This window comes from Curtobacterium phyllosphaerae (assembly GCF_049341865.1).
In the GTDB taxonomy this organism is placed as follows: domain Bacteria; phylum Actinomycetota; class Actinomycetes; order Actinomycetales; family Microbacteriaceae; genus Curtobacterium; species Curtobacterium phyllosphaerae.
Window position 1 is genome coordinate 304,219 of the sequence record NZ_JBMPIU010000001.1, and the last position, 18,051, is coordinate 322,269.

Consider the following 18,051-nt stretch of genomic DNA (forward strand, 5'->3'; position numbering starts at 1 on the left):
GATGCCGCACGTCGCAACGGGTGCAGGTGTCGACCGATCCGGGACGTGCTGGATGCGGGGGTCCGACCTGCCGGTCAGGACTCCCAGCCGCGCCGGTGTTCGTCCGTGGCCGGTGCGGTGAACCAGTTGACGAGCACGCAGAGCAGCGAGCAGACGAACGCGATCGCACTGAGCTGCGCGACGATCGACGTCTCGCCCTGCACCGCACCGATCGCGCCGAACGCCATGGTCACGAAGAACGACAGCCCCAGCGTGAGTTCCGCGCCGGCCCGGAGCCAGGTCATGCCGCTCCATTCGGGCGCGACGGCCCGCTCGACGTCGTTCAGCTGCTGGATGCTCACGGTGATCAGTCTCCGGCGGTGGTCACGCCCGGGCCAGTCCCGAGTGTGGGTGCCGCCAGAACGGGGGTCCCGGACAGCACCACACCATCGTATCTGATATACGAGCCGACGACCAGTGGTCATCCGCGCGCGACGGTCCGCCTCGCCTCCGCGACGGCCTCCGCGACGGCCGCCTCGAACCCGGATGCGGGGTCGTCCATCAGCCGCGCGATCGCGAGCGCGTGTGCCCGGACCACGTCACCCGACGAGCGCGCCGCACGGTCGACGACGCCTCGTGCCGGCTGCCCGAGCACGGCGAACGCGCGTCCGAGGCTCACCTGAATGTCCGGGCCGCCCCTCCCGAGCTGCGACACCAGGAGTTCCGCGAGCGCGGACTCCTGACCGACGGGGACGAGACCGGCCGCGGCCCGCCACGCGGCGCGGGCCACCTCGTCGTCCTCGTCGCGGAGCAGCGCCGGTGTGATCGACCGCCAGACGGTGCGGTCGCCGATCTTCGTCAGGGTGTGGAGCGCCTGCGAGCGAGCCTGGGGGACGGCCGACCGCAGTTCGCGGAGGAGCCGATCGACAGTGGTCTCCGCGTCGTGCCGCGTGAGCGCCCAGGTGAGCATGTCGCGCACGAAGAAGTCCGGCTCGACGGCGCACCGACGGACGAGGACGTCGATGTACTCCGTCCGCGGCGTCGTGCCCGCCGCGAGTGCGGTCCGGAAGCGTGTGGAGGAGTTCGGGGCCTCGAAGGCGTCCCGCAGCTCGGTCGCCGACAGCTGCATGCTCATGGCGACCATCTCAGCATCATCACCGCAGCCGCGCGCGGAAGAACGCCACCACGCGCCTGCTCATCCCCTCGTCGAGCTGCGCGATCGAGTGCGCCGTGCCCCGCACCATGACCAGTGTCACGGGCACGTCGTGACGACGCAGTTCCGCCGCGAACCGACGGGACTCCCACTGCGGGATGAACTCGTGCGTCGACTGCCCGATGAAGAACGGCGGCGTGTCCTTCGTCACCTGGTGGACCGGGGACGCTCGTTCGGCGGCCGGGCAGTCGGCGTACGCGGTGCAGTCGAGGTAGCGCAGTTGCGTGCGCTGGAAGCGGGGTGTCACGCCACCGGCCTCGGTCGAGGCGGTCGTCAGGTCGGACGGGCCGCTCAGCTCGGCGACGGCCCGGATCCGGTCGCCGTCGGCGTAGGCCGCGGACTCGTGGTCCTCGAGCCCGAGCAGCGACGCGAGGTTCCCGCCCGCGCTCCCGCCGAACACCCCGACCCGCTGGGCGTCGACGTCGTACCGGTCGAGCGTCGATGTCCGGAACACCCAGTCGAGCGCGCGGCGGACGTCGTCCAGCCCCGCCGGGAACGGGTCCGTGGGCGCGAGCCGGTAGTCGACGTTGAACACGACGAACCCCTCGGACGCGAAGTACTGGCAGACCGCGTGGTACGCCGCCGTGGCCTTGTCCCCGTGGGTCCACGAACCGCCGTGGATCATCATGATGGCCGCACGCGTCCCTCGGGCACGTGGAGTCGCAGCACCTGACGGGACCGCGGCGGCGCCTCCGGACGTCTCCGGCGGGGTGGACGCCGATGTCGCGACCGACGCTCCGGCCGGCAGGCACACGTCGAGCTGCTGCAGTGGCGCCTGCCCGTACGGGACGTCCGACACCGTCCTGATGCCGCGGTACTGCAGGGAGAGGGGGTAGATGACGGGATCGGCGGACACGGTCGCGTCCGAGTCCCCGGTCGGCGTCGACGTGCACGACGCCACACCGACGACGAGCGCCGACGCCAGGACCGCGACGACGAGACGCCGGAGCGGCCTCGGGTCGAGTCGGCGCGGCGCGCTCCGCCGGCGCGGTGGTTCGGTCGTCATCGCCGACAAACCTAAACCGTCGGTCCGGGCGATCCGCTCGGAGTCCGTCGCGTGCCTCGGTCGGCGGCCCGGCGCGAACAGCGCTTCCGCCCGCGCGCGCCGGGTGGGAGGATCGAGCGGACATCGACGAGGAGGCGGCGTGAGCGGACGCGGTGCATGGTCGGAGGACCCGGAGCCGCTGCTCCGCGTGGGCGACGGCTTCCGGTTGGCCGACGTCGACCCGGACGGCACGCCGGGCTTCCGTGGTCGCAAGATAGACGGTCTCGAATCACTGGCATCGGGCGCGTCCCGTCTCAGCGCCATGCAGGAGCGGCTCTGGGCGGCCGCCACGGCGGGCGACGACCGTCGCGTGCTCCTCGTCCTCCAGGCGATGGACACGGCCGGCAAGGGCGGCATCGTGTCGCACGTGGTGGGCGCCGTCGACCCGAACGGTGTCCGGTACGCGGGGTTCAAGGCGCCCACGGCCGAGGAGCGCGAGCACGACTTCCTCTGGCGCATCGAGAAGGCGCTGCCCGGCGCGGGACAGCTCGGTGTCTTCGACCGGTCCCACTACGAGGACGTCCTCATCCAGCGCGTCCGGGCGTTCGCCCCGCCGGCGGAGATCGAGCGGCGATACGGCGCGATCGTCGCGTTCGAACGGGCGCTCGCCGCATCCGGGACCACGATCGTCAAGGTGATGCTGCACATCTCGACGGAGGAGCAACGTGAACGGCTCGGTGATCGACTCGACCGGCCGGACAAGCACTGGAAGTACAACCCCGGCGACATCGACGAACGGTTACTCTGGGACCAGTACCAGGACGCGTACCAGATCGTGTTCGACCGCACCTCGACCGACGTGGCACCGTGGTACGTCGTGCCCGCGAACCGCAAGTGGTACGCACGGCTGGCCGTCCAGCAGCTCCTGATCGGTGCACTGCAGGACATGCACCTGGAATGGCCCGCGGCGGACTTCGACGTGGCCGAGGAACGCCGGCGGCTCGCCGCCTCCTGACCCCGGGTCCCGGACTGGAGGCCCGGGGCTGGTGATCGCAGTGAGGGTCGCGTAAGGTGGGTCGGTCGGCTCTCGACACGCGGCAGGTGGCCGCGACAGGTGTGTGTGTCTCGAGGGCTGGAATCACGTCGACGTCCGACGGGAAGAACCCCCTCCGCATCGCACCCCGGCCGATGACTGCCCTGGGTGTGCAGCGGCATGTCTCCACACCGGAAAGAACCTCATGTCCTCGTTCAACAAGGGCGGGCCCTCGCGCGCCCGCACCGACCGTGCCCACACCGACCGTGCCCGCAACGACAACGGCACGCCCGCGTCCCGCAGCCCGAAGCACCGCGGCTACCGCGCCGAGGAGCCCGGTGCGGCACGGCCGAAGTCCCGATGGAACGCCTCCGAGCGTCGGGATCGTGCCGGTTCCGGTGAACAGCGCAGCGAGCGCCCGAACTGGGAGCCGCGCTCGAACAGCGACAGTCGCGGCCGTGGGCGCTTCGAGCGTGACGACCGCCGCGGTGGGCGTGACGACCGTGCACCGCGTTCGTTCGACCGCAACGACCGCAATGACCGGGGCCGCGACGACCGCGCTCCGCGTTCGTACGACCGGGGCCGCGACGACCGCGCTCCGCGTTCGTACGACCGGAGCCGCGACGACCGCGCTCCTCGTTCGTTCGGCCGGAACGACGGGAGGCGCGACGACCGCGCTCCGCGTTCGTTCGACCGCAACGACCGGAGCCGCGACGACCGCGCTCCCCGTTCGTTCGACCGCAACGACCGCAATGACCGGGGCCGCGACGACCGCGCTCCTCGTTCGTTCGACCGCAACGACCGGGGCCGCGACGACCGCGCTCCGCGTTCGTTCGACCGCAACGACCGCGCTCCGCGTTCGTTCGACCGCGACGACCGCGCTCCCCGGTCGTTCGACCGCAACGACCGCACCGACCGGGGCCGCGACGACCGCGCTCCCCGTTCGTTCGACCGCAACGACCGCAACGACCGCGGCCGCGACGACCGCACCCGCACCGACCGTGCACCCCGCCGCGACCACGACGACCGCAGCGGGTCGGGCCGGTACTTCGGCGACGCGCGCGAGGACCGTGCCCCCTTCAAGCCCGGCGACGACGTCAAGCTCGAGAAGCTCCAGGCCGAGGCCACCGTCGCCGCCGACGTCGAGGGCGTGACGTTCGCCGACCTCGGCATCGGCGGCAACATCTCTCGCGTCCTCGCCGAGATGGGTGCCTCGAGCCCGTTCCCGATCCAGGCGGCGACGATCCCCGACGTCCTCGCCGGCCGTGACGTCCTCGGCCGTGGCAGGACCGGCTCGGGCAAGACCATCGCGTTCGGTGCGCCCCTCGTCGAGAAGCTCATGGAGCACGGCGGCGGCAAGGACCGACGGATGGGCCGGAACCCCCGCGCCCTGATCGTCGCGCCGACCCGCGAACTCGCGCTCCAGATCGACCGCACCGTGCAGCCGATCGCCCGTGCCGTCGGCCTGTTCACCACCCAGATCTACGGCGGCGTCCCGCAGGGCCGACAGGTCGGGGCCCTCGAGCGCGGTGTCGACATCATCATCGGCACGCCGGGTCGCATCGAGGACCTGATGGCGCAGGGCCGACTCGACCTCAGTGAGGTGACCGTCACGGTCCTCGACGAGGCCGACCACATGTGCGACCTCGGGTTCCTGGAGCCCGTCGAGCGCATCCTCGAGGCCACCGCGACCGTCACCCCGCACGGCGACCGCGCGCAGAAGCTCCTCTTCAGCGCGACGCTCGACACGCAGGTCGCCTCGCTCGTGTCGAAGTTCCTCGTCGACCCCGCCGTGCACGAGGTCCTCGGCGAGGACCAGTCCTCCTCGACGATCGACCACCAGGTGCTCCTCATCGAGCAGCGGCAGAAGGACGAGATCATCGAGGAACTCGCGAGCGGCCCGGGCAAGACGCTCGTGTTCGCCCGGACCCGCGCCTACGCGGAGCGGATCGCCGACCAGCTCGAGGACGCCGGCATCCGTGCCACCAGCCTGCACGGCGACCTCAACCAGGCGCGTCGGACCCGGAACCTGTCGCTCCTGACGACCGGACGCGTGAACGTCCTCGTCGCCACGGACGTCGCAGCGCGCGGCATCCACGTCGACGACATCTCGCTCGTGATCCAGGCCGACCTGCCGGACGAGTACAAGACGTACACGCACCGCGCGGGTCGGACGGGTCGAGCGGGCAAGGAGGGCACCGTCGTCACGCTCATCACGGCGAACCGCCGCCGCAAGATGGAGGACATGCTCGGCCGTGCCGAGATCGAGGCGCCGATGGTGTCGGTCGCCCCCGGCGACTCGTTCCTCAAGGAACTCGCGAACCGGTAGTCCCGGACCGGACCGGACCGGACCGCGCGACGGACGGGAGGGGCGGTGCCAGCCGGCACCGCCCCTCCCGTCTGCTCGTGGTCGCCGACGCGCCCTAGAAGAACAGCAGCCCGCGGACGTAGCCGGCCTGCCCGGCGTGCTGCGTGCAGTCGTTCAGGATGCTGACGAGTCGGGCACCGGCGGTGACCGGCGGGTCCCAGGCGTCGTCCACGACCGCGTCCAGATCCGACTCGCCCATGCCGGCCAGCACCGCGACGGTGCGGGCGTGGACCGCGTCGAGGTACCCGGTCAGCAGCTCGGCGGACGCACGGACCCGGCCGACCTCGTCGCGGGACATCCCGTACCCGAGCGCGTCCGCGGGGAACGGCAGGTCGAACCGGTCGTACCAGCCGTCCGCCGTCCACACCTGCTCCGTGCCGGCGAGGTCGGCGACCTGCACGTCCTGGCCGCGGGCGATGTGCCACGCCAGCCACGCAAGGGTGTTCGCCCCGGCGGACGGACGCGTGGCGAGCTGGTCCTCGGAGAGCCCGGTGACGGCGCGCTCCACGGTCGACGGGATGCGGGAGAACGCTTCGGTGAGGAGCTCGCTGGGGGTCATGTGCCCACGCTAGACCCGTCCGTCACCCGCGGGTCAGTCCGTGCTGCGGGCCACGAGTGCGTCGTCCACCGCGGCGAGCATCGTGGTGAAGTCCTCCATGCGGTCGGCCGGGATCGCCGTCGCGAACGCGTCGCGGAACATGTCCTTGACGTCCGCGACCATGACGCTGCCGTCGTCCGTGATCGTGACGTAGACACTCCGCCGGTCGTCCGGGTTCGGGACGCGTCGGACGAGTCCGCGGTCCGCGAGTCGGTCGACGAGACTCGTCGTCGCGCCGGTGGACAGGCCGAGGTACCGGGTCGCCGTCTTCGGCAGGATCCCGCCGTCGGGCTGCACGGCCAGGTAGAAGAGGAACCGCAGGTCGGTGTGGTTCACGCCGCGGGCACTGGCCAGTTCGTGGGTCAGGCGTGCGTGATGCAGCTGCAGCCTGCGGTACACCTCGATCGCACGGTCGAGTGCGTCCTCGCTCACGGGAGCAGCGGCGCGGTGACCGTGACCCTGCTGAGCGCGGCGGACATCTTGTCGAAGCCCTGCGCGAGGGACAGCAGGTACTCGGCGGGGATCGACTCACGGAACACCGATCGGTAGACCGCCCCGATCGACGACGCGACCTCCATCCCGGACCCGGTGAGCCGCACGATGACGCTGCGCCGGTCGTCCGGGTTCGGGTGCCGTTCGATGTGGCCGCGGCGCTCGAGCCGGTCGATCAGGCTCGTGACCGCGCCGGTCGAGAGCTCGAGGTACTCGCCGGCCTGCTTCGGGGTGATCCCGGTGTCGTTGTTGACGGAGAGGAAGAACACCAGCCGGATGTCCGTCTCGTTGAGACCGCGGACGGCGGCCTCGTGGTGCAGGACGTGGGCGTGGTGCAGCTGCATCACCCGGAACGACTGCAGGAGGTGGTGCAGCGCGTCGAGTGTGGTGTCCTCAGCGGTGTCGGGGGCGAGCAGCGTGTCCGTCATGGGCATCTCTTCGGGTCGGATCGCATCCTGCGATCAGGTGGCGGGTGCAGCACAGCGTGGCGCACGGTCAACGTACTGCTCATTGAACAAGCAACTCGATCATGAAGATACCCCCACCAGTGGGGGTGTTGCACGTCTTGCGAGCAACTCGACCGAAAAGTAACTTGATCGTCGTAGCAACACCGGCTCTCGCCGCACGGCGCCGATCTGGACCGCCACCCGAGCAGCCCCACGATCCTCATCAACCCACCCCCTCTCGTCAGGAGTTCCGTCATGCCCCGTGTCACGCCCCGCGCCGCCAAGCTCGCCGCCTGGATCGCCATCCCCGCCGCGCTCATCGCGTCCGGCGTCGTCGTCTCCACCGCGTCCTACTCGGCGTTCTCGGCCACCACGGTGAACCCGACGAACAACTGGACCGCCGGCACGGTCGCGCTGACCGACGACGACTCGAACACCGCGATGTTCGCCGCGACCGGCCTCAAGCCCGGTTCGACCGGCTCGAACTGCATCACGGTCACCTCGACCGGCTCGCTCGCGTCGGCCGTCAAGCTGTACGGGACGAACTCGGCCACCACGAACGCCTTCAACACCTACATCAACGTCACGGTGAACCAGGGCACCGGCGGCGGCTTCGGCTCCTGCTCCGGCTTCACCCCGCTGTCGACCGGCGGCACGCTCTTCACCGGGACGCTCGCGAACTTCGCGTCCACGTACACGAACTACAGCAACGGCCTCGGCACCTGGGCCCCGACCGGCACCGCGTCGGAATCCCGCGTCTACCAGATCACCTACACGGTGTCCTCGACCGCGCCGAACTCGGCGCAGGCCGGCACCGCGGCCCTCGGCCTCACCTGGGAGGCCCAGAACAGCTGAGCCGTCCCCACCTGACCACCCCGCGTCGAGGAGACCGTCATGACCACGTCCCGCATCGAGTTCCCCACGGCATCGCCGTCGTCGAGCTCGATGCGGGACGTCGCCGACTGGGCGCGGATCGTCATCGGGACCCTCGCTCGTGGCGTGATCGCGACGATCCTCGGCCTGGCGCTCTGGGCCGCGGCGCCCGCCGTCATCGGATGGCACCCGACGACCGTGATGACCGGGTCGATGGAACCAAGGCTCACCCCCGGGGACGTCGTCGTGTCGCGGCCGGTGGCGGAGACGTCCCTGCACGTCGGTCAGGTCATCCTCTACGACGACCCGGACATGCCGGGCGAGCTCCGGCTGCACCGGTTCCACGCCGCCGGCGAGGACGGTCAGATCATCACCAAGGGCGACGCGAACCCCCAGCCGGACTCGACGCCGATCGTACGGAGCGCGGTCCACGGGGTCGCGTTCATCCGGGTGCCGTACGTCGGTACGCCGATCGTGTGGCTCCGCGAGGGGGAGTGGCAGAAGCTCGTCGCCCTCGTCGTCGCGCTCGCCGGCCTCGCGCTGCTCGCCACCGTCGACGCGTCGCTGCGCCGCGACCCGTCCGACCCGTCCGACCCGTCCGACCTGTCTGATCCATTGGACTCGGTGGGTCCATCGGGTGGGTCCGGCCCGTCCGACCCGGACGCGACCGGAGGCGGACAGGAGGCGCGGCCCGCGCTCGTGACGAGCCTCCCGTCCGTCGTCGTGGCCGTCGCGACGCGTGCCCAGGTCCGGCGCACGCGCCGCGCCCGGCGGCTCCGCACGACGGGAGTCGCGCTCACGGCGGTGCTCCTCGTCACCGGCGCCGGCCTCCTGCTCCCGGGCAGGGCCTCCGCGGCACCGTTCTCGGGCACGACGAAGACCACCACCTCCTTCGCCGCCACCTCGGCCGTCGCGCCGACGTCGTTGACGTGCACGACGAACACGAACAGGAGCGTCACCGTCGGGTGGTCGTACGGCAGCAGCGACACACCCGCGTCCTTCGACGTCCTGAGTGCCGGCAGCTCGGTCTCGAACGTCGCGGGGACGGCGCGGTCGGTCAACCTCACGGGCTCCGGGTCGGGGACCTACACGCTGTCCGTCCGGACGAACCTCACGACGTCGTGGACGGCGACGTCGTCGACCACGGTCACGGTGACCGTGACGAACTCCACGGCGCGCTGCTCCTGACGGAACTCCCGCACGGACGGACCTCCAGCCGTTCCCTCCACAGGGCGGGCGGGTCGACTCGGGATGTCCTCGGTGCGAGCTACCGTTGCTGTCGTCCGGGAGGTCCGGGCCTCGTCGAACGGGGGTGGTGCGGTGCGGATCCTGCACACGGGGGACTGGCACCTCGGCCGGACCCTGCTCGGCGCGGACCTCCTCGAGCACCAACGGGCGTTCCTCGACTTCCTCGTCGACACGGTGCGTGACCGGGCGGTCGACCTCGTCGTCGTCGCCGGGGACGTCTACGACCGCGCGATCCCCCCGGTCCCCGCGGTCCAGATGCTCTCCGACGCCCTCCGCCGCCTGGCCGAACTCGCTCCCGTCGTCATCACCCCCGGCAACCACGACTCCGCGGTGCGGCTGGGGTTCGGAGCGGGGGTGATGCTCGAGCGTGTGCGGATCCTCGCGGACGTCGCCGCGCTCCGGACACCGGTGCTCATCCCGGACGCCGACGGCCCCGTCGCGGTCTACGGCATCCCGTACCTCGCACCCGACATGGTCCGGCACGCGCTCGCGGACGACCCGGCAGCGCCGCTGGCTCGCTCGCACCAGGCGGTGATGAGTGCGGCGATGGACCGTGTCCGCGCCGATCTCGCAGCCCGACCGGGCACCAGGAGCATCGTCGTGGCGCACGCGTTCGTGGGTGGAGCCGAGCCGAGCGACAGCGAACAGGACATCCGGGTCGGGGGCGTCGACCGGGTCGCCGCCTCGGTGTTCGCCGGCGTCGACCTCGTCGCGCTCGGACACCTGCACGGCCCGCAGCGCGTCGGCGACGGCGATCGGATCCGGTACGCCGGATCACCCCTCGCGTTCTCGTTCGGTGAGCGGCACCAGCACAAGTCGGTCACGATCACCGAACTCGCCGCGGACGGCACCGTGACGGCAGCGCTCGTCCCGACACCGGTCCCGCGGCGACTCGCCGACGTCCGGGGCAGTCTCGCCGCGATCGAGCAGGGTGCGTTCGACGCCGACGCGGACGCCTGGGTGCGCGTCACCGTCACCGATCCGGTGCACCCGGACCGGATGTACGCCCGGGTCAAGGAGCGGTTCCCGTACGCGCTGTCGATCCTGCACGAGCCGGACGGCGGCAGTCGGACCGTCCTGGCGGCCGCGGTCACCGCGACGTCCGACCCCGTCGAGGTCGCTGCCGACTTCGTCGCGTACGCCACCGGCGGTGCGCCGTCCGGACTCGAGCTCGACATCCTCCGTGACGCCACGGAGTCGGCACAGGCACAGCTCGCGGAGTCGACGTCCGGCGGTGGGCGCTGATGTACCTCCATCACCTGACGCTCCAGGCGATCGGCCCGTTCGCCGACCGGGTCGACATCGACGTCGCGCAGCTCGGCGCTTCCGGGGTGTTCCTGCTCGAGGGCCCGACCGGCTCGGGCAAGTCCACCATCATCGACGCCGTCGTGTTCGCGCTGTACGGATCCCTCGCGGGGGACGCCGCCGGCACGAGCAAGGACCGTCTGCACAGCCACCATGCGGATGCTGCCACCGAACCCTTCGTCGAGCTCGTCTTCGAGACGGGTGCGGGCATCCACCGCGTCCGACGCACGCCGGCGTACGAGCGGCCGAAGCAGCGCGGCAGCGGCACGGTCAAGCAGCAGGCGTCCGCGCGACTCTGGCGACTCGCCGCGGTCGACGACCCGGTCGGTGAACCCCTGTCCGAGACGACCCAGGAGATCGGCGCCGAGATCGCGCGCGTCGTCGGGCTCGACCGCGCGCAGTTCGTCCAGACCGTCGTCCTGCCGCAGGGTGAGTTCGCGCGCTTCCTCCGTGCTCCGGGCGAGGTCCGGCGCGAACTCCTGCAGTCGTTGTTCGGCACCGAGGTCTACGTCCGCACCGCCGACGAGCTCGCCGCCCGCCGTCGTGCCGCGGTCGCGTCGGTGGAGCAGGCCGAGCGGGCGGTCGCCGACGCGCTCGGTCGGTTCGAGGAGGCCTCGGGGACGGCCGACCTCGCCGAGACCGACGCAGCCACGATCGTGGCGGGACTCGAGTCGGCGTCCGCGCTCGCCGAGCAGCAGCGGGCCGATGCCGTGGTCGCCCGTGCGCAGAGCGCCGACGCACTCGCCGACGCCGTCCGTCGCTCGGCGGCCCTCCGCCGCCGCGATCAGTTCGTCGCCCGGCAGGTCGCCCTCGCCGCGACGACGGACGACGTCGCCCGGACCAGGACCCGACTGGCCGATGCCGAACGTGCTGGGCGGGTGCTCGCACTGCTCGTGGGCCTCGACACCGCGCGTTCGAGCGCGACCCGCCACGACGACGCCCGGACGGCGGTCCTCGAGCAGCACGGGTCCTCGGTACGCCGGTTGGTCGACCGGGTCGTCGTCGGCGGGTCGGCCGGGGTTGCCGGTGCGTCCTGGCACGACGGTGTCGACCCGGCTGTGCTCCTCGACCGGGTCGACGGCCTCCGATCCGCGGCGTCCGGGGCGAGACACCTCGTCGACGCCGAACGACGACGAACCGAGCGGCTCCGAGCGTCCGAGCGGCTCGCCGATGAACTCCAGGACGGCCGCGATCGCCGTGCCGCGCTCGACCGGACGCTCGGGTCGCGGGATGCCGACCGCGGCGAACTCGTGGCGGCGGCGGAGCGGCTCGCCTCGGGCGCAGCCGACGCGGCGCCGGCCGATCGGGCCCTCGCGGACGCACAGGCCGCGGCACGACGGATCGTGGCACTCGACGCGGCACGGGAGCGTCTGGACCTGGCGGAGCGCGCTCGGACCGCGGCGGCGGACGCGGCCCGAGCAGCGATCGACCACGAGTCGGCCCTCCGTCGTCGTCGGACCGCCGGCCTCGCGGGTGAACTCGGAGCCGCGCTCGCCGCGGACGACGCCTGCCCGGTGTGCGGATCGCACGAGCACCCCGCGGTCGCACGCCCGCTCGACGACCATCCGGACGCCGACGCGGTCGACGCCGCAGCGGACGCCCGTGCGGCGGCGGACGTCGCCCTCGCACTGGCGGCGACGGAGCACGCCCTCGCTTCCGGCGACCGGGATCGTCTCGCGATCGACGTCGGCGACGCCACCGCGCAGTCGGTGCTCGACGAGATCGAACGGGCGGGCATGCGGGTCGACCGGGCACGGGCTGCCGAGTCGGAGCACGCGACCGCGATCACCGCCGTGTCCTCGTTCGACCGGCAGTCCGCGGCGCTCGAGTCCGAACGGACCGCCGTCATCGCTCGGGTCGCCGCGGCCGACGCGACCCTGCAGGCGGAGCGCGCCGCGATCGAGATCGAGGACCGCGCGATCAGCGAGTGCGTCGAGACGCTGCGGCGACTCCGAGCCGGAGACCCCGAGGCCGCTGTCGACGCCGCGGACGCCGCTGCCAGCGGTGCTGACGCGGTGCGGCCACTCGCGCACGTCGTCGAACTCGTCGAGGCCGATGCCGCCGTGCTGACGGCGGTCGCCGAGGTCCTCGCCGCCGCCCGGACTGCGGAGCACGAGTTCGAACGCCGGGCCATCGAGGTCGCCGACGCCCTCGCCGAGCAGGGGTTCGTCGACGCCGACGGCGCCCGGGCCGCAGCGCTCCGACCGGCGGACGGTGCTCGACTCCGGGAACTCGTCGCCGCGGCGGACCGGGAGTCCGCGGTCGTCGCAGCCGTCCTGCAGGAGCCCGAGATCGTCGCGGCGGCGGACGACACCCTGGCCCAGATCGACCACGACGGCGTCGAGGACCGCGACCGTGTCGCCGCGGAGTCCCTCGAACGGACCACCGCAGCAGCGGCGACGGCCGCCGAGCGGGCGGCCAAGAGCGTCGCGCGGGCCTCCGACCTCGCCCGGTCGATCGCCGCCCGGGAGTCGACCTCCGCCGCGAGCCGCGCCGTGGTCCGCCTCGCCGACATCGCCGCAGCGGCTCCGGGCGTCAACCCGACGGGGATCACCCTCGCGACGTACGTGCTCATGCGTCGGTTCGAGGACGTCGTCGCCGCCGCGAACAGTCGACTCGGGGCGATGCTCGGCGGCCGGTTCACCCTGCAGGCGTCGGACGAGCGGGAGTCGTCCTCGCGAGCTCGGCGGACGGGCCTGGCGCTCGCGGTCCTCGACCACGAGACCGGTCGGAGCCGCGACCCGAAGAGCCTGTCCGGCGGCGAGACCTTCACGACGTCGCTGTGTCTCGCGCTCGGCCTCGCGGACGTCGTCCAGGCCGAGGCCGGCGGCGTCGAGCTCGGGACGCTGTTCGTGGACGAGGGCTTCGGGACACTCGACTCGGAGACGCTCGACGGCGTGATCGGGCAGCTCGGGCAGCTCACGGCGGGCGGCCGGCAGGTGGGGATCGTCAGCCACGTCGAGGAGCTCAAGCAGCGAATCCCGGACCGCATCGAGGTCCGCCGGACCCCCGGCGGCGGCTCGCGCGTCACGACGACGCTCTGACCGGTCGCGGGCCGAGCCCGACCGGACACGACTGCCGAGCTAGCCGTCGAGGGACCCCCGCGTCCGCGCGAAGCGCCGGTTCAGCAGGCCGTTGAGCACCGCCACGACCAGCCCCACCACGAAGATGAGCGTCCCGAAGCACAGCACCTGCGGCGGCATGCCGGCCTTCGCCGCGCCGTAGACGAACAGCGGGAACGTCACCGAGGGCCCGGCCACGAACGATGTGATCACGTAGTCGTCAATGCTCATGGCGAGCGCCAGCAGCCCCGCGGCGAGCATGCCCGGGACGAGCAGGGGCAGCGTCACGAGCCGGAACGCCTGGAGCGGCGTCGCCCCGAGGTCGCTCGCCGCCTCCTCGAGCACGTGCCCCATGCCGGAGATCCGTGCCCGGAGCACGACCACCACGTAGGCGACGTCGAACGCGACGTGCACGATGAGGATCGTCAGGACGCCCGTCCCGACGCCGATCGACAGGAAGAACGACAGCGAGGCCGACCCGACCACGATCGACGGTGCGGCGATGTCGGCGAACACCATCGTCGACACCGCGCCCCGACCGAACCACCGGTACCGCTCGAGCGACAGTGCGAGCGGCAGCCCGATCGCCACGGAGACCACCGATGCGACGAGCGCGACGACGACGGAGGTCCCGAACGCGGATCCGAGCCCGCTGACCTGCGTCAGGTTCGCGTACCAGTAGGTCGTGAATCCGTTCCAGGCGAACGTCAGCCGGTTCGTCGGCGCGTCGTTGAACGAGTACACCACCATGTAGACGATCGGCACGAGGGTGATCCCGATGACGACCCAGTAGACCAGGGGGAGCACCCACCGTCGCCCGCCGCGACCGCGCCTGGCGGGGCCGGGGCGGCTCGTGCCTCCCGTCCGTGCGCTGCTCGACGCGTCGGCCGTCGCGACGGCGGCGGTCGTGGGCGGGGCCGTCGCGGTCATACGAGGTCCTCGATGTCGTCGGTGCCCGCGACCCGGGCGTAGAAGAACAGGATGATGCCGAGCACGACCATGAGCACCGTCGACAGGGCCGCCGCGACGTTGTACTGCTGGTTGCCGGAGTAGGTGTCCTGGATCGCCTGGCCGATCGTGTAGGTGTTCGTGCCGCCGAGGAGCGATGCGTTCACCGGATCGCCGACGGTGTCGATGAACACCAGGAGCACCCCGGCGAAGATCCCGGGGCGCGACAGCGGCAGCGTCGTGTGGAAGAAGACCCGGACCTTGTTCGCGTAGAGGTCCGACGCCGCCTCGGACAGCCGGGGATCGATCCGTTCGAGTGCCGCGTAGATCGGCAGGACCATGAACGCCAGGTCGTTGTAGGCGTCGCCGAACACGACCGCACCGGACGTGCCGAGGATGTGGAAGTCCTTCGACACCAGGTGCAGGGCGCGGAGCGTCGACACCACCGGTCCCTGCGAGGCGAGCACGAACGCCCACATGTCGGTCCGGATCACGAACGAGACGAGGAAGCTCACGAACACGAGCATGAGGAGCGGGCTCTTCCAGCGGTCGGACACCCGGAACGCGATGAAGGCGGCAACCGGGTAGCCGACGATGATCGTGATGGCGGTCGCCGCGGCCCCGTACCAGAGGGACCGCAGGAAGAACGTCAGGTACGGCACCTGCGGGTCGACGAACAGCGCCGAGTACACCCCCCAGTTCCACGTGAACGTGTAGCCGTCGTCGGGGTTGCCCGACATCAGCGACACGATGAGCCCGGAGACGAGCGGCACGACGAAGAACACGGCGAGCCACGCCGCGCCGACGACGGCGAGCAGGTACGGCGTGCCGCGACGCCGCGGCCGCCGGCCCGGCACCACCGGCGCCGTCCCGGCCACCCCCGTCGCGGCCGTCATGACTGGATCACCGCGTTGAACAGCGCGTTCCACTCGGCGTACTGGTCGTAGTTCCGGAACACCGGGAACTCGTGCGACGCCGCGAGGACCGCCTCGGACGGGAACACGAGCGGGCTGTCGGCGACCGTCGGGTCGCCGAGTTCGTCCCGCACGTAGTCCTGCGCGTCGGGGACCGGGCAGACGTAGTTGACGTAGTCCTCGATGATGCCGGCGATCTTCGGCGTGTAGGAGAAGTCCATCCAGGCGAGGGCGGCGAGGGGGTTCGCGGCCTGGCGTGGGATCATCATGTTGTCGTGCCAGGTCATCTGCCCCTCCGTCGGCGTCACGAACCGCAGGTGCGGGAACCCGGACTGCTGCGCCTGGAACACGTCCCCGGACCAGGCCTGCGTGATCCACGTGTCACCGTTCTCGAGCCGGTTGATGTAGCTCTGGTCGTAGTATCCGGCCACGAGCGGACGCTGCTTGCGGAGCCACGCCTGGGCCCTCCGCCAGTCGGCCGGGGTGGACGTCGACGGGCCGGCTCCGATGGCCAGGAGCGCCGCGCTCCCGAGTTCGGTGTTGTCGCTCATCATGCCGATCCGACCGCGGAACGCCGGGTCGAGCAGGTCCTCGAACGAAGTGATCTCGCGGTCGATGTACTTCGGGTTGTAGGCGATCCCGGTGAACCCGGTCTGCCACACCACGGAGTGCGCGTTGCCCGGGTCGTAGTTCGGGCTCGTGACGGCCGGCGACGCGTACTTCGCGAAGTTCGGCAGCCGGGAGTGGTCGAGTTCGGCGACGAACCCGTTCTTGATCATCTCGGTGAGCTCCCACCCGTTCGTCATGACGACGATGTCGTACCCGGTGGCGCCCTGGGCGCGGAGGATCGGGGACACGGTGGCGTAGAAGTTCGCGTTGTCCTGGATGACGGGCTGGTAGTCGACGTGGATCCCGGTCGCCTGCTCGAACAGCGCGATCGACTCCGACTTGCCGTGCGAGGAGTCGATGTAGAGCGGCCAGTTCGCGAAGCTCAGCGTCGTCGTCCGCTTCGCGTCGGCCCAGTAGGCGGTCCAGTCCACAGGGTGCTCGGCCAACGACGCGGCGGAGCCCTGGATGCTGCAGGCGCTGAGGAGTGCCGCCATCGCGGCGGCCCCACCGACGGCGGCGCCGGCCCGGAACAGCTGCCGCCGGCTCAGCCGGGCCTCGGTCGTCCCACGGACGAGGTCCGGCTGCCCGCCGGGACCTGGGGGACGGGCCGTGTCGGTCACGCGACGGCCCGCGCGGTCGCGTCGGCGCGCGCGGCCGGCTCGGCGGACGCGGTGACGGCTGTGTCGGACGGGAGGTCCGTGGCCGCGCGCTCCGGGACGGTCGCGTCCGTACCGGGCCCGGGTTGCGCCTCCAGGCCGAACCCGTGCTCGACCTGCCACGTGACCCAGACCTCGGCGCCCTGCTGGACCACCGGTCCGAACGCCAGGTTCTGGGCGAACACGACGACCTCGCCGACGCCTGGGACGGCGACGAGGTACTGGGTGCTGACCCCGGAGAACGCGACGTCGACGACTCGGCCGGGGCCGAGTGCGTTCCGGCCAGCGGTCGTGGACGGGGCCTCGGTCCAGAGCAGCAGCTTCTCCGGGCGGATGCCGACGGTGATCCCGGACCCGGGGGTCGTGCGGCCGGCCGCTGCCGCGCGGTCCGCGGGGATGCCGATGCTGCCGGCGGGGGTCTCGACGATGCGCAGGTCGCCGTCGTCCCCGCGGACGGTGCCTGGGATCAGGTTCGACTGGCCGAGGAAGTTCGCCACGAACGCGGTGCGGGGCAGTTCGTACAGTTCCTCGGGGGCACCCATCTGCTCGATCCGACCCCGGTTCATGACGGCGACCGTGTCGGCCATGGTCATCGCCTCCTCCTGGTCGTGCGTCACGTGCAGGAACGTCAGCCCCACCTCGCCCTGGATCGACTTGAGTTCCAGCTGCATCTGCCGCCGGAGCTTGAGGTCGAGCGCGCCGAGCGGCTCGTCGAGCAGGAGGAGCGCCGGACGGTTCACGACGGCACGCGCGAGGGCCACCCGCTGCTGCATGCCGCCGGAGAGCTGCGCCGGGCGTCGGTTCGCCACGTGTTCGAGTTCGACGAGCGCGAGTGCCTCGCGGGCCTTGCCCATCGGGTCGCTGATCCGTCGGCGTCGGAGACCGAAGGCGACGTTGTCGAGGACCGACATGTGCGGGAACAGCGCGTAGCTCTGGAACACGGTGTTGACCGGGCGCTGGTAGGGCTTCGTGTCGGTGACGTCGGTGCCGCCGATGAGGATGCGGCCCGCCGTCGGACCCTCGAGTCCGGCGACGAGTCGGAGCGTCGTGGTCTTGCCGCAGCCGGACGGGCCGAGCAGGGCGAAGAACGACCCGGCCGGGATCGTCAGGTCGAGCTCCTCGATCGCGGTGTAGGCGGCAGTCCTGCCGGAGCCGGGGAACTGCTTGCGGATCCCCTCGAGCCGGAGGTCGGCGCCGGACTCGGCGAAGGTCCCTGCTCCAGTCACGTTCGTCCTCCTCGTTCGGCGGACCGGGTGGTGCGCTCCGCGTTCGGTTGCCCGATACTGGCACTCCAGGCGACGAGATCGAAACCCCCGTACCGT

At 71.7% G+C, this 18,051-nt stretch carries 16 protein-coding genes; 6 read left to right on the top strand and 10 right to left on the bottom strand.

Going from position 1 to position 18,051, the window contains the following annotated elements; genetic code table 11:
• Positions 1-74: 74 nt before the first annotated feature.
• The 3 genes from ACO0E0_RS01425 to ACO0E0_RS01435 form a co-directional block, all read right to left on the bottom strand.
• The gene (locus ACO0E0_RS01425) at positions 75-341 is read right to left on the bottom strand and encodes a hypothetical protein (protein ID WP_422869618.1); all 267 of its coding nucleotides are present in this window, start codon (positions 339-341) and stop codon (positions 75-77) included.
• 119 nt (positions 342-460) lie between these two features.
• A complete protein-coding gene (locus tag ACO0E0_RS01430; protein WP_422869619.1) occupies positions 461-1,114 on the bottom strand; it encodes a HEAT repeat domain-containing protein in 654 nt (217 codons plus the stop codon).
• Between the two features lie 19 nt (positions 1,115-1,133).
• Complete coding sequence (locus tag ACO0E0_RS01435; RefSeq protein WP_422869620.1) at positions 1,134-2,198, bottom strand: alpha/beta hydrolase; 1,065 nt, start codon at positions 2,196-2,198, stop codon at positions 1,134-1,136.
• A gap of 139 nt (positions 2,199-2,337) precedes the next feature.
• Here ACO0E0_RS01435 and ACO0E0_RS01440 point away from each other — a divergent pair, with 139 nt between their 5' ends.
• Entirely contained in the window at positions 2,338-3,192 is an 855-nt protein-coding gene (locus ACO0E0_RS01440; RefSeq protein ID WP_422869621.1) for a PPK2 family polyphosphate kinase, read from the top strand.
• 223 nt (positions 3,193-3,415) lie between these two features.
• Positions 3,416-5,539: a DEAD/DEAH box helicase gene (locus ACO0E0_RS01445; protein WP_422869622.1), complete on the top strand. Its 2,124-nt coding sequence runs from the start codon at positions 3,416-3,418 to the stop codon at positions 5,537-5,539.
• 94 nt (positions 5,540-5,633) lie between these two features.
• Here ACO0E0_RS01445 and ACO0E0_RS01450 read toward each other — a convergent pair whose 3' ends face one another.
• Genes ACO0E0_RS01450 through ACO0E0_RS01460 form a run of 3 tightly spaced genes read right to left on the bottom strand, consistent with a single transcriptional unit; the run spans position 5,634 to position 7,096 of the window.
• Positions 5,634-6,137, bottom strand: a complete 504-nt coding sequence (locus tag ACO0E0_RS01450) for a mycothiol transferase (protein ID WP_422869623.1) — start codon at positions 6,135-6,137, stop codon at positions 5,634-5,636.
• A gap of 33 nt (positions 6,138-6,170) precedes the next feature.
• Positions 6,171-6,608, bottom strand: coding sequence for a MarR family winged helix-turn-helix transcriptional regulator (locus ACO0E0_RS01455; protein WP_422869624.1), 438 nt, complete (start codon positions 6,606-6,608; stop codon positions 6,171-6,173).
• Positions 6,605-7,096 (bottom strand): MarR family winged helix-turn-helix transcriptional regulator, encoded by a 492-nt coding sequence (locus ACO0E0_RS01460; RefSeq protein WP_422869625.1) that lies wholly within the window; start codon positions 7,094-7,096, stop codon positions 6,605-6,607. The genes ACO0E0_RS01455 and ACO0E0_RS01460 overlap by 4 nt, the downstream gene beginning before the upstream one ends.
• Positions 7,097-7,369: 273 nt before the next feature.
• Here ACO0E0_RS01460 and ACO0E0_RS01465 point away from each other — a divergent pair, with 273 nt between their 5' ends.
• The 4 genes from ACO0E0_RS01465 to ACO0E0_RS01480 all read left to right on the top strand — a co-directional run bounded on the left by ACO0E0_RS01465 (position 7,370) and on the right by ACO0E0_RS01480 (position 13,584).
• Complete coding sequence (locus ACO0E0_RS01465; RefSeq protein ID WP_422869626.1) at positions 7,370-7,969, top strand: hypothetical protein; 600 nt, start codon at positions 7,370-7,372, stop codon at positions 7,967-7,969.
• Between the two features lie 39 nt (positions 7,970-8,008).
• Complete coding sequence (locus ACO0E0_RS01470; RefSeq protein WP_422869627.1) at positions 8,009-9,175, top strand: signal peptidase I; 1,167 nt, start codon at positions 8,009-8,011, stop codon at positions 9,173-9,175.
• Between the two features lie 132 nt (positions 9,176-9,307).
• Positions 9,308-10,480 carry an exonuclease SbcCD subunit D gene (locus tag ACO0E0_RS01475; RefSeq protein WP_422869930.1) on the top strand — a complete coding sequence of 391 codons (1,173 nt, stop codon included), beginning with the start codon at positions 9,308-9,310 and terminating at the stop codon, positions 10,478-10,480.
• Positions 10,480-13,584: an AAA family ATPase gene (locus ACO0E0_RS01480; protein WP_422869628.1), complete on the top strand. Its 3,105-nt coding sequence runs from the start codon at positions 10,480-10,482 to the stop codon at positions 13,582-13,584. Before ACO0E0_RS01475 ends, ACO0E0_RS01480 begins: the two co-directional genes overlap by 1 nt.
• 39 nt (positions 13,585-13,623) lie before the next feature.
• Here ACO0E0_RS01480 and ACO0E0_RS01485 read toward each other — a convergent pair whose 3' ends face one another.
• The 4 genes from ACO0E0_RS01485 to ACO0E0_RS01500 are packed head-to-tail and all read right to left on the bottom strand — an operon-like array spanning position 13,624 to position 17,955.
• Complete coding sequence (locus ACO0E0_RS01485) at positions 13,624-14,532, bottom strand: ABC transporter permease (RefSeq protein ID WP_422869629.1); 909 nt, start codon at positions 14,530-14,532, stop codon at positions 13,624-13,626.
• Complete coding sequence (locus ACO0E0_RS01490) at positions 14,529-15,446, bottom strand: ABC transporter permease (protein WP_422869630.1); 918 nt, start codon at positions 15,444-15,446, stop codon at positions 14,529-14,531. Before ACO0E0_RS01490 ends, ACO0E0_RS01485 begins: the two co-directional genes overlap by 4 nt.
• On the bottom strand, positions 15,443-16,693 hold the full coding sequence (locus tag ACO0E0_RS01495; RefSeq protein ID WP_422869631.1) for a polyamine ABC transporter substrate-binding protein: 1,251 nt from the start codon (positions 16,691-16,693) through the stop codon (positions 15,443-15,445). The genes ACO0E0_RS01490 and ACO0E0_RS01495 overlap by 4 nt, the downstream gene beginning before the upstream one ends.
• The gene (locus ACO0E0_RS01500; RefSeq protein WP_422869632.1) at positions 16,690-17,955 is read right to left on the bottom strand and encodes an ABC transporter ATP-binding protein; all 1,266 of its coding nucleotides are present in this window, start codon (positions 17,953-17,955) and stop codon (positions 16,690-16,692) included. Before ACO0E0_RS01500 ends, ACO0E0_RS01495 begins: the two co-directional genes overlap by 4 nt.
• Between the last annotated feature and the right edge of the window lie 96 nt (positions 17,956-18,051).